An 11,365-nucleotide genomic window follows, 5' to 3' on the forward strand; every position below is an offset into this window, starting at 1 on the left:
CGGCCGGCTGTCCCGGCCGCCGCAGCGCTCTACATCTTCATCACGATGCGGCCCTCGATGCGCCCGGCACGCATGTCGTCGAGGATCTGGTTGATGTTGTCGAGGTTGTCGGTATGGATGGTCGCCTTGACCAGCCCCTCGCCGGCGAAGTCCAGCGCCTCCTGCAGATCGGCGCGGGTGCCGACGATGGAGCCGGTGATGCTGATCGCCTTGAGCACCACATCGAAGATCGGCGTAGGAAAATCTCCCGGCGGCAGCCCGACCAGCGCCACGGTACCGCGCCGCCGGGCCATGCCGATGGCCTGGCCAAAGGCGCTGTTGGACACCGCCGTCACCAGCACGCCGTGAGCGCCCCCGATGTCGCGCTGCACCACTTCCACGGGGTTTTCCTTGCGCGCATTGACGGTCAGATCGGCGCCCAGGCGCTTGGCCAGTTCCAGCTTGGCGTCATCCACGTCCACCGCCACCACGTGCAGGCCCATCGCCTTGGCGTACTGCACCGCGACGTGGCCCAGGCCGCCGATACCGGAGATCGCCACCCACTGACCGGGCCGCGCCTCAGTGACCTTGAGGCCCTTGTAGACGGTGACCCCGGCACAGAGGATCGGCGCGATCTCGTCGAATTCGACGTTCTTCGGCAGGATGCCCACGTAATTAGGGTCCGCCAGCACGTACTCGGCATAGGCGCCGTTGACCGAGTAACCGGTGTTCTGCTGGCCTTCGCAGAGGGTTTCCCAGCCGGTCAGGCAGTGCTCGCAACAACCGCAGGCGGTGTACAGCCAGGGCACACCGACCCGGTCGCCTTCCTTCACCCGTTTCACACCGGCGCCCACCGCGGCCACATGACCGACGCCTTCGTGACCCGGGATGAACGGCAGGGCCGGCTTGACCGGCCAATCTCCCTCGGCCGCATGCAGGTCGGTGTGACAGACGCCGGAGGCGGCGATCTTCACCAAAATCTGGCCGGGGCCGGGCATCGGCACCTTGACTTCCTCGAGGCGCAGCGGCTCGCCGAAGGCGTGTACCACTGCGGCTTTCATGGTCTGGGTCATCGGTTGGCTCCTTGAGAAGGGACGTTCGGGCCTGCAACAGGCAGGCCGGATCAAGCCTAGACTCGAATCAGTGGCCGCGTGATGACGCCGACGCCCGCGGTGCAGCCGCCGGCCCGCAGCGTTGCACGAATGTTCCAGACCGGCCACGCTCGCGGGGCGACACTGCGTCGCGCAGCATCACCGCCTTGCGTTTCACGGAGCCGTCATGGGTACAGCTGACTGGATCGATCTGAAGAAGGATGCCGAAACCGGTATCGAGACGATCCGTGCGCACTTCGAGGGTCATGCCTACGACCCGCACTTCCATGACAGCTACCTGATCGGCTTCACCGAACAGGGCGTTCAGCAGTTTCACTGCCGCCGGACGCTGCACAGCAGCACGCCAGAGCAGGTGTTTCTGCTCGAACCCGGCGAGCTGCACGACGGCCGCGCGCCGACACCCGGTGGCTTCACCTATTCGATGCTCTACCTCGACCCGCACTGGATCGAGCGCGAACTGCGCGCGCTATTCGAGGATGCGCCCAACCAGTGCCAGCCGGCGTTCGCCAAGACGCTGGAAAGCGAGCCGGCGCTGGTGACGGTGATTGCCGACGCCTTCCAGGCCTTGCAAAGCCAGGACCTGCGCATCGTTCGCCAGGCCGCGCTGGACGCGCTGCTGGGCAAGCTGGCGCGGCACCTGGCATGGCGACCGCGGCAGACTGCCGACCCGCGCCTGCCGGCCGTGGCGCTGCGGGCACGGGACTATCTGCATGCACACATGGACCAGGATCTGGGGCTGGACGATCTGGCGCGGGCCACCGGTGTCGATCGCTTCAGGCTATCGCGGGCGTTCAAGGCGGCTTTCGGCCTGGCGCCGCATGCCTATCTGGTCCAGCTGCGCCTGGCCAAGGCCCGTCGCCTGCTCGCAGCCGGCCAGCCACCGGCGCTGGTGGCGATGAGCCTCGGTTTCGCCGACCAGAGCCACATGGGCCGCTGGTTCCGCCGCGCCTACGGGCTGACACCGGCGCACTACCGCAGACGCTGCTCGAATCTTCCAGACCGCTGAGCCGACAGGCGCGAGCATTCGGGCATCCGCCACCCTCGGAGCCGACCAGCATGCCTCGCCTCGCCGCCACCCCCGGATCATTCGCCACGCTCTTCATGGAGCAGCCGTCATGAGCCAGCTGCTGCCTTTCGTGCTGTTCGCCTTCGTCGCCTCGATCACGCCGGGGCCAACCAACATTCTGGTACTGAGCAACAGCTCGCGCTTCGGCCTGGGCGCAGCCATGCCGATCATTTTCGGCGCCTGCTCGGCTGCGGCATCGATCGTACTGCTGGTGGGCCTGGGTGCCGGTGAATGGTTGCTGCATCATCCGCAGTTGCAGCAGCTCATGACCTGGCTCGGTCTGGCCTGGCTGCTCTACCTGGCCTGGCAGATCGCCCGCAGCCCGGCCGGGCCTGTCGAGGCCGCCGCTGCGCCGCGCCGGCTCGGCGCGCTGGGCGCCGCCGGCCTGCAACTGGTCAATCCGAAGGTGTGGATGATGGCGCTGGCGGTGGTTGGCGTGTTCAGCGGCGCCGCTGCCGACGCGGGGCTTTACGCCATTCACGCCCTGCTGTTCTTTCTGATCGCCCTGCCTTGCCTGGCAGCCTGGGCACTGCTTGGTGTCGGGGCGGCGAAGCTGCTGCACTCAGCGGCGCATATGCGCCGGTTCAACTACGCCATGGCACTGCTCTTGGTGGTGTCGGCACTGCTGAGTCTGTGACCTGCATTACCGGTGGAAACGGCTTCCCCGTTTTCCACCCTGCGCTGCGATCAGCGCTTCTTCGCCGGCTTGCCGCCGCCCAGGCTCGGCACCTTGCGAATCGGCCTGGCGTTGGGCTTTTCGCTCTCGTCGAACCAGTTGCCGAGATGAATCTTGCCCTTGCCGCCGCCGTCCTTGGGCTTTTTCGGTTTCTTCGGCTTCTTGATGATCTGCCCGCCCAGCGTGGTGGTCGGCACACGATGGTCCGGCACGAAGCCCAGCTCGTCGTGGCGCGGCAGCACCTGGTTGATCAGGGTCTCGATGGCCGCCAGCTGATCGACTTCATCGGCGCTGACCAGCGATACCGCCTCGCCCGTGGCACCCGCCCGACCGGTGCGGCCGATGCGGTGCACGTAGTCCTCAGCGACGATCGGCAGGTCGAAGTTGACCACCTGCGGCAGATCATGGATGTCCAGCCCGCGCGCGGCGACGTCGGTCGCCACCAGCACCTGCACCTCGCCCGCCTTGAAGCGCTCCAGCGCGCGCAGCCGCGAGGCCTGTGGTTTGTCGCCGTGGATCGCATCGCTGGAAATGCCCGCAGCCTGCAGCTCGTCCACCAGCTGATCGACACCCTTGCGCGTCTTGACGAACACCAGCACCTGGCCCCAGCGCTTCTCCGCCAGCAGATGCAGGAACAGCTCGGACTTGCGCTTCTTGTCCACTGGCACCAGCCACTGCTTGACCGTCTTCGCCGCGGCGTTGCGTGGGCTGACCTCGACCGATAGCGGGTCGCGCAGCAGCTCGCGGGCCAGCTGGCGGATCGCATCGGAGAAGGTCGCGGAGAACAGCAGGGTCTGGCGCTTCTTCGGCAGGGCCGAGAACAGCTGATCCAGCTCGTCGGCGAAACCGAGGTCGAGCATGCGATCGGCCTCGTCGAGCACCAGCGCCTGCAGCTGGGCGAAGCCCACGGCGTTCTGCCGGTACAGATCGAGCAGCCGGCCGGGGGTCGCCACCAGCACGTCGATGCCCTTGCGCAGCGCCATCATCTGCGGGTTGATGCTGACCCCGCCATACACCGCGTAGGTGCGCAGCGGCAGGTTCTGCCCGTAGACACGAAAGCTCTCGTGCACCTGCTCGGCCAGCTCGCGGGTCGGCACCAGCACCAGCGCGCGTACCGAATTGCTCGCCACCTTGGCGCCTTCCATGGTCAGGCGCTGCAGCAACGGCAGGGCGAAACCGGCGGTCTTGCCGGTGCCGGTCTGCGCCGCCGCCATCAGGTCGCGGCCCTTGAGCACGGCGGGGATGGCTTCGGCCTGCACCGGCGTCGGCTTGCGGTAGTCGAGGGTTTCCAGGGTTCGCAGCAGCGGATCGATCAGGCCCAGGGAGGCGAAGGTCATGGCAGGCTCGCAGCGCCGATTCGGCGGGATGAAAAAGGGCGGATTCTAGCAGCAGGCCGGGCACATCGGCTCACCAGCCGATTGCAGGCGGGCCAGGCGATGCCTTGCTGTCACAGTTTCATACGCTGCCGCGCTGGTAGCTGGCCAACGCCTGCCGCAGGATAGGCACAGCGCCGCGGCGCCGTCACATCAACCGCACGGAGACCCTGATGGAAGCGCTGCTCGCCCACGGCCCCTTCGCCGAATTCGCCCTGCTGCTGATCGTTTCCGCGGTGGTCGGGGCGATTGCCGTGAGCCTGCGCCAGCCACTGCTGATTTCCTACATCGTGGTCGGCATTCTGCTTGGCCCGGCGCTGTTCGGCCCGGTCAACGCCGCCGAACAGATACATCTGCTGGCCGAGATCGGCGTCGCCGTGCTGCTGTTCGTGGTCGGGCTCAAGCTGGACCTCGCGCATATCCGCAATATCGGGCCGGTGGCGCTGGCCACGGGGCTCGGGCAGCTGACCTTCACCATCGTCTTCGGCTTCGCGCTCACGCTGCTGATGGGCAAGAGCACCATGGAGGCAATCTACATCGCCGTGGCGCTGACCTTTTCCAGCACCATCATCATCGTCAAGCTGCTCTCGGACAAACACGAGCTGGACTCGCTGCACGGACGCATCGCCGTCGGCTTCCTGATCGTCCAGGACCTCGCCGTGGTGCTGGCGATGATGACCATGAGCGCCCTGCGCGGCGCGGGCGATGCCGGCTGGGCCGAGGTCTCGGGCTCGCTGCTGCTGCGTCTGGCAGGTGCTGCGATCCTGATCTACGTGCTGATGCGCTACGTGCTGCCGCCGCTGGTCAGCCGCATGGCGCGCTCGCAGGAACTGCTGCTGATCTTCGCCATTGCCTGGGGCACCGGGCTCGCCGCGCTGGGCGACTACATCGGTTTCAGCAAGGAGGCCGGAGCCTTCGTCGCCGGCTTTTCGCTGGCCTCGACGGCCTATCGCGAAGCGATGAACGCGCGCCTGACCGGCATCCGCGACTTCATGCTGCTGTTCTTCTTCATCGACCTCGGTGGCCGGCTGGATTTCTCCACGCTCGGCAACGAGATCCTGCCGGCCATCGTGCTGGCGCTGTTCGTGCTGATCGGCAACCCGCTGATCGTCATGGCAATCATGGGCTACATGGGCTATCGCAAGCGCACCGGCTTTCTCGCCGGGCTGACCGTGGCGCAGATCAGCGAGTTCTCCATTGTCTTCGTCGCCATGGGCATCACCCTCGGCCATATCGGGCCGGAGGCGCTGGGGCTCACCACGCTGGTCGGTTTGGTGACGATCATGCTCTCGACCTACATGATCCTGTTCTCGCAACCGCTCTACGAGCGGCTGGCGCCCTGGCTCGGCGTGTTCGAGCGCAAACGCCCCTATCGCGAGCTGGAAGTGGAGGCTCTGGGGAAGCCGCAGGGCCATCCGCGCATCATCATCTTCGGCCTGGGCCGATATGGCTCGCGTCTGCTGCAGCAGCTGGCCGCGGCACGACTGCCGGTGCTCGGTGTGGACTTCGACCCCGAGGCAGTGCGCACGCTGCGCCGCAGCAAGCTGCCGGTACGTTTCGGCGATGGCGAGGACCCCAGCTTTCTCGAATCGCTGCCGCTTGAGCATGCCGAATGGGTGGTCACCAGTTTTCCGCAGTGGGAGGCCAATCGCGCCTTTCTGCATGCGCTCAAGCATGCAGGGTTTCAGGGCAAGATCGCCGGCGTGGTGCGCGACGATCAGCATGGCAAGGCGCTGGATGCGGCCGGCGTCGCCCGCGTACTGAACCCCTTCACCGATGCGGCGGACTTCGCCGCGCGCAGCCTGATCGACGAGCTGGGATCAACGCCCAGGCCGCCGACCGACTACGCGGCAAGGCGTTGAGAACCCCAAACGCGGCGCCATCCGGGCTCTGTCTGACCGGCGGACTTCAGCCACCGCCAGCGCAGCCGTTAACCTGCTATCCACCGGCCCCAATCGAGTGCGCCCATGAGTTCGAGCAACACCAGCAGCATCCCTGCCCCAGATGCCTATCCGTGCCACGGCGCCGCCGAACACGGCGCCTGCCCCAGCTGCGCCAGTGGCGAGCGCCTGGGCTTCAGCTTCAGTTACGCCTTCCAACCGATCGTCGATCTGCGCAGCCGGCAGATCTTCGCCCATGAGGCGCTGGTCCGCGGCGTCGGCGGCGAACCAGCCCCCACCGTGCTGTCGCAGGTCACCGAGCAGAATCGCTTCCGTTTCGATCAGGCCGGCCGGGTCAAGGCGATCAAGACCGCGTCCAGGCTGGGCATGCAGAGCAAGCTGTCGATCAATTTCATGCCCAACGCGATCTACCGCCCCGAGTTGTGCATACGCTCGACGCTGGAAGCCGCCCGCGCCCACGACTTTCCCATCGAGCAAATCATCTTCGAGACCGTCGAAGGCGAGCGCATCAACGACGGCAAGTGGCTGACCGAGGTGTTCCGCGAATACCAGCGCATCGGCTTTCTCACCGCCATCGATGACTTCGGTGCCGGCTTTGCCGGGCTCAATCTGCTGGCCGATTTCCAGCCGGACATCATCAAACTGGACATGGACCTGATCCGCGGCATCGACCAGAGCCGCACGCGTCAGGCCATCGTCCGGGCGACGGTGGGGATGTGTGAGGAATTGGGTATCAAGGTGATCGGTGAAGGCGTGGAAACCGCCGACGAATGCAGCGCCCTGTTCGATCTGGGCATCCATCTGATGCAGGGCTACCTGTTCAGCCGGCCGCTGTTCGAGGCCTGTGGCCAGGCGGAACAGCTCGCCTGGCCGCAGTGAGTTCAGCCGCGCAGCAGCTTGAGCAGTTCCTCTGCCGCCGCTTCCGATGAGGCCGGGTTCTGCCCGGTGACCAGCAAGCCGTCGACCTGCACGTAGGGCTCCCAGTCCGCGCCCTTGCTGTACTGACCACCACGCTCGCGCAGCCGGTCCTCGAGCAGGAACGGCACCACCTCGGTCAGCTCCACACCGGCTTCCTCGCCATTGGTGAAACCGGTGACGCGCTTGCCCTTGACCAGGTATTCGCCATCCTTGCCCCGCACCTCGCTCAACGCCGCCGGTGCATGGCAGACCGCGGCCACCGGCTTGTCGGCCTTGACGAAGGACTCGATCAGGGCAATGGAGGTCGGGTTGTCCACCAGATCCCACAGCGGGCCGTGGCCACCGGGGTAGAACACCGCGTCGAAATCCTCCGCCGAGACCTGATCCAGACGATAGGTATTGGCCAGCAGCGTCTGTGCCTCGCCATCCCCGTTGAAGCGCTCGGTGGCCTCGGTCTGGGCATCGGGCTCGTCGCTCTTCGGGTCGAGCGGCGGCTCGCCGCCCTCGGGCGAAGCAAGCACCACCTGCGCGCCGGCATCCATGAAGACGTAATACGGCGCGGCGAATTCCTCCAGCCAGAAGCCGGTCTTTTTGCCGGTGTCACCCAGCTGGTCATGGGACGTGAGCACGATAAGAATTTTCATGGAGCCTCCTTGTTGAAGCGCGACGTGAACAGTTGAGACTGCCGCCGCGGGCACATTGCTCCGCGGCCAAATCACATCCATGAAAAAGGGCGCCGAAGCGCCCTCAAGAATCACCGTTCCGGTCAGATCCGGAAGCTGTCCACCAGCTGCTTCAGGCGGCGCGCCTGCTGATCCAGATCGCCGCAGGCGCGCAGGGTCGACTGCAGGTTCTCCACGCCTTGCTGGTTCAGCGTGTTGATCTCGGTGATGTCCATGTTCAGCGACTCGATCACCGCGGTCTGCTCCTCGGTGGCGGTGGCCACCGACTGGTTCATGCCGTCGATCTCGCCGATGCGCTGGGTCACCTCGCCGAGGCGCTCGCCGGCGCGGTCGGCGATGGAGACGCTGGACTCACTCTGCCGCTGGCTTTCGGTCATGGTCTGCACCGAGGCGCCGGCACCGACCTGCAGCTGCTCGATCATCTGCTGGATTTCCTGCGCCGAGCTCTGGGTGCGATGCGCAAGGTTGCGCACCTCGTCGGCGACCACGGCAAAGCCGCGTCCCGCCTCGCCGGCCCGCGCCGCCTCGATGGCGGCGTTCAGCGCGAGCAGGTTGGTCTGCTCGGAAATGCCCTTGATCACCTCGAGAATCTGACCGATGTCCACGGTCTTGGCATTGAGCGCCTCGATCTGCCCGCAGGACGCGCTGATCTTCGCCGACAGCTCGCGCATCGCGGCGATGTTCTGCTCGACCACCTGACGGCCGTCATCGGCCTGATGCCGCGCATTGCTGGCGTGTTGCGAGGCATCGGCGGCATTGCGGGCGATTTCCTGCGCCGCGGCACCCAGTTCGTTGATCGCCGCCGCGACGCTGTTGGTGCGGCTGGCCTGCTCGTCGGAGTTGGCCATCGAGGCATTCGAGGCATTGAGCACGCGCTGCGCCACCTCGTGGACTTGCAGCGTGGTCGAGGACACTTCGCGGATCGAGGCATGAATGCGCTCGACGAAGCGGTTGAAGGCCATCGCCAGCTCGCCGAACTCGTCCCGGGATTGCACATCCAGGCGCCGGGTCAGGTCGCCCTCGCCCTCGGCGATATTGGCCATGGCGCGGCCCATATCGGTAAGCGGACGCATGAGCACGCGGATCAGCATGCCCAACAGTGCCAGGATGAACGCCACCGCAACGACGGTGGCGATCAGCGCGGTGGTACGGAAGCTGGTTAGGCTGGCGTAGGCCTTGTCACGATCCAGCGAGATGCCGACGTACCATTTCACCGACGGCAACCCCTGCACCGGGCTGAAGCCCAGCACGCGCGGCGTGCCATTGAGTTCGGCCTCGACATAGCGGCTGTCGAGCGACGGGGTGTTCTGCGGATAGATGTCGCTTAGCGACTTCATCACCATCTGCTGGTTGGGGTGGACCAGCACCTTGCCATCGCCGCTGATCAGGAAGGCATAGCCCATGCCGTCGAAATCCAGCGCGTTGATGATCTCCACCAGCGCCTTGAGTCCCAGGTCGCCGCCGACCACACCAAGGGTCTGCGCCCCGCTCTTTGCCGGTGTCGCCACGGTGACCACCAGCTCGTTGAGCGAGGCGTCCATGTAAGGTTCGGTCAGCGTGGTGCCGTTCGCCGCGACCGCGTCCTGATACCAGGGACGCGTCCGCGCATCGTAGTCGGCCGGCATTTCCTCGTAGGGGCGCAGCAGGTAGCTGCCGTCCGCACCGCCGAGATAGGTGTACATGAACGTCGAGGTCAGGGCCGGCTGTTCCAGCAGGCTGGCCACGCGCTCCGCAGAACTGTCGCTCGCAATCGACTGCGCCGCACTCTCTACCAGCAGGATGCGGCCCGACAGCCAGTTCTCGATGTTGTGTGCGGTGACCTCGCCCATTTCATCGAGATAACTCTCGAGATTGGCGCGGATGGCATTGCGCTGCAGGTAATCGTTGTACAGGGTGAACAGCGCGAAGGTCGCGATCACCACCAGCGAAGCAGCCAGCAGAATCTTGTGGCTGAACTTGAGGCGACTGGGCATTTAGGCGTCCGTATGACTGACTTGGGTGCGCATCCTGCGGGTGATGCCATCCATGATCTCAGTCAGCTTTTCGGCAAGTCGCCGCAAAACTTGACCCTTCGGTTTTGTTCGTGACCTTTCGGGCACACCATGAAAAACGCCAGTCTCGTGGCTGGCGTCGTTTCATGGCCCAGCAAGGCTGCGCTGGCGTCAGCGTCCCGCCAGCGCCGGCATCACCCGCGGACGCAACATCTCGCCAAGCACCGCCAGCGCACCGATCGCTCCGGCGATCCAGTACCAGCGCTGCAACGGGTCGAAGCCCAGCCAGCCAAGGGCATGCAGGAAGACCATGAGGATCAGCACCGGACAGACATAGCGAACCATGAACAGCCACAGCGCGTAGCCCAGCGGCGGCAGATTGAGCTCGTCGCGCATGATCTCGCTGCGCAGCGCGTAGCCGGCCAGCAGCACGGTGAAGATCCCGCCCAGCGGCATCATCCAGCGCGAGGTCAGGTAATCCAGCCAGTCGAAGAAGTTCTTGCCCATCGGCGTCCAGCCCGACATCAGGTTGAACGAGAGCATCGCTAGCAGGCTGATCACCAGCAGCACCACGCCGGAACCCATTGCCGCCTTGATCCGCGAAATGCCGTGCTTCTCGTTGAGGTAGGCAACGGTGGCCTCGATCATGGAGATCGCCGAGGTCAGCGCGGCGATCGACACCATGGCGAAGAACAGCACGCCGAAGGCCGTGCCGAACGGCATCTGCTGGAAGGCCAGCGGCAGGCTCATGAAGATCAGGCCGGGGCCGGCAGTCGGGTCCATGCCGTTGGCGAAGATGATCGGGAAGATCGCCAGGCCCGCCAGCAGCGCCACGCAGGTATCGGCGATGGCGACCATGAAGGTGGTGCGGGCGATGGACTGGTTATCCGGGATATACGAGCCGTAGGTGAGGATCGCGCCGGACGCCAGGCTGAGGGTGAAGAAGGCGTGGCCGAGCGCGGCCAGCAGCGCCTCGCCGGTGATCTTCGAGGTATCGAAGCTGAACAGGAAGGCGAAGCCCTGATCGAAGCCGCCGCTGGTGACCGCGTAACCCACGAGGATCAGCAGCAGCACGGCCAGCCCCGGCATCATCCAGCGCACCGCGTTCTCGATGCCCTTCTGCACGCCCTTGGCGACGATCCACAGCGTCAGCAATGCCACCAGCAGGCTCCAGCCGCCAAGTTCCCACGGGTTGGAGTTGTGCGCCTCGAACACGCCACCCAATGCCTCAACGCTGGTCGCCGCCAGGGAGCCGTCGAGCATCTTCACCGTGTAGGCGAAGGCCCAGCCGGCGACCACGACATAGAAGCAGAGGATCAGGAAGCCGGCCGTCATCGCCATGCCGCCAACCGCCTTCCACAGCGGGTTGCCGTTGTTCTCGCGGACTACCCGGCCGATGGCGTCGATCGGGCTGCCACGGCCGCGGCGACCGATGGCGATCTCGCACATCATTACCGGTACGCCGATGGCGAGGATGCACAGCAGGTACATCAGTACGAAGGCACCACCGCCGAACTCGCCGGTGATGTAGGGGAATTTCCAGATGTTGCCCAGGCCCACGGCGGAGCCGGTTGCCGCGAGGATGAAGCCCCAGCGCGACAGCCAGAGGTTCTTCGGTTTTTCACGAGTCATACGTCACCTGTTTGTTGTTATCTGTGACGGGATC

Annotated in this window: 9 protein-coding genes; 4 read left to right on the plus strand and 5 right to left on the minus strand. The window is 65.6% G+C overall.

The window, feature by feature from the left end:
* Positions 1-29 precede the first annotated feature (29 nt).
* Positions 30-1,052, minus strand: a complete 1,023-nt coding sequence (gene adhP, locus LW136_RS18275) for an alcohol dehydrogenase AdhP (RefSeq protein ID WP_023444636.1) — start codon at positions 1,050-1,052, stop codon at positions 30-32.
* Between the two features lie 205 nt (positions 1,053-1,257).
* On the opposite strand from adhP, the gene LW136_RS18280 reads away from it, so the two are divergent.
* Together LW136_RS18280 and LW136_RS18285 are read left to right on the plus strand one after the other, a co-directional pair.
* Complete coding sequence (locus LW136_RS18280) at positions 1,258-2,097, plus strand: AraC family transcriptional regulator (protein WP_234173411.1); 840 nt, start codon at positions 1,258-1,260, stop codon at positions 2,095-2,097.
* Positions 2,098-2,206: 109 nt separating this feature from the next.
* Positions 2,207-2,794, plus strand: a complete 588-nt coding sequence (locus LW136_RS18285) for a LysE family translocator (protein WP_179484822.1) — start codon at positions 2,207-2,209, stop codon at positions 2,792-2,794.
* 50 nt (positions 2,795-2,844) lie between these two features.
* Here LW136_RS18285 and LW136_RS18290 read toward each other — a convergent pair whose 3' ends face one another.
* Positions 2,845-4,170, minus strand: a complete 1,326-nt coding sequence (locus LW136_RS18290; protein WP_234173412.1) for an RNA helicase RhlE1 — start codon at positions 4,168-4,170, stop codon at positions 2,845-2,847.
* 209 nt (positions 4,171-4,379) lie between these two features.
* On the opposite strand from LW136_RS18290, the gene LW136_RS18295 reads away from it, so the two are divergent.
* Complete coding sequence (locus LW136_RS18295) at positions 4,380-6,068, plus strand: cation:proton antiporter (protein WP_234173413.1); 1,689 nt, start codon at positions 4,380-4,382, stop codon at positions 6,066-6,068.
* Positions 6,069-6,173: 105 nt separating this feature from the next.
* Entirely contained in the window at positions 6,174-6,986 is an 813-nt protein-coding gene (rimA, locus tag LW136_RS18300) for a S6 modification regulatory phosphodiesterase RimA (protein ID WP_234173414.1), read from the plus strand.
* 2 nt (positions 6,987-6,988) lie between these two features.
* Here rimA and LW136_RS18305 read toward each other — a convergent pair whose 3' ends face one another.
* The 3 genes from LW136_RS18305 to LW136_RS18315 form a co-directional block, all read right to left on the minus strand.
* Complete coding sequence (locus LW136_RS18305) at positions 6,989-7,669, minus strand: type 1 glutamine amidotransferase domain-containing protein (protein ID WP_106155863.1); 681 nt, start codon at positions 7,667-7,669, stop codon at positions 6,989-6,991.
* Positions 7,670-7,791: 122 nt separating this feature from the next.
* A complete protein-coding gene (locus LW136_RS18310; RefSeq protein ID WP_234173420.1) occupies positions 7,792-9,681 on the minus strand; it encodes a methyl-accepting chemotaxis protein in 1,890 nt (629 codons plus the stop codon).
* A 189-nt stretch (positions 9,682-9,870) separates the two neighbouring features.
* On the minus strand, positions 9,871-11,331 hold the full coding sequence (locus LW136_RS18315) for a sodium-dependent transporter (RefSeq protein WP_234173421.1): 1,461 nt from the start codon (positions 11,329-11,331) through the stop codon (positions 9,871-9,873).
* Between the last annotated feature and the right edge of the window lie 34 nt (positions 11,332-11,365).

It is taken from the genome of Stutzerimonas kunmingensis (genome assembly GCF_021432085.1).
Classification (GTDB): domain Bacteria; phylum Pseudomonadota; class Gammaproteobacteria; order Pseudomonadales; family Pseudomonadaceae; genus Stutzerimonas.

Excerpts from the sequence above, each read along its gene's own strand:
- adhP (WP_023444636.1), bottom strand. The coding sequence starts at position 1,052 with ATGACCCAGACCATGAAAGCCGCAGTGGTACACGCCTTCGGCGAGCCG.
- LW136_RS18280 (WP_234173411.1), top strand. The coding sequence starts at position 1,258 with ATGGGTACAGCTGACTGGATCGATCTGAAGAAGGATGCCGAAACCGGT.
- LW136_RS18285 (WP_179484822.1), top strand. The coding sequence starts at position 2,207 with ATGAGCCAGCTGCTGCCTTTCGTGCTGTTCGCCTTCGTCGCCTCGATC.
- LW136_RS18290 (WP_234173412.1), bottom strand. The coding sequence starts at position 4,170 with ATGACCTTCGCCTCCCTGGGCCTGATCGATCCGCTGCTGCGAACCCTG.
- LW136_RS18295 (WP_234173413.1), top strand. The coding sequence starts at position 4,380 with ATGGAAGCGCTGCTCGCCCACGGCCCCTTCGCCGAATTCGCCCTGCTG.
- rimA (WP_234173414.1), top strand. The coding sequence starts at position 6,174 with ATGAGTTCGAGCAACACCAGCAGCATCCCTGCCCCAGATGCCTATCCG.
- LW136_RS18305 (WP_106155863.1), bottom strand. The coding sequence starts at position 7,669 with ATGAAAATTCTTATCGTGCTCACGTCCCATGACCAGCTGGGTGACACC.
- LW136_RS18310 (WP_234173420.1), bottom strand. The coding sequence starts at position 9,681 with ATGCCCAGTCGCCTCAAGTTCAGCCACAAGATTCTGCTGGCTGCTTCG.
- LW136_RS18315 (WP_234173421.1), bottom strand. The coding sequence starts at position 11,331 with ATGACTCGTGAAAAACCGAAGAACCTCTGGCTGTCGCGCTGGGGCTTC.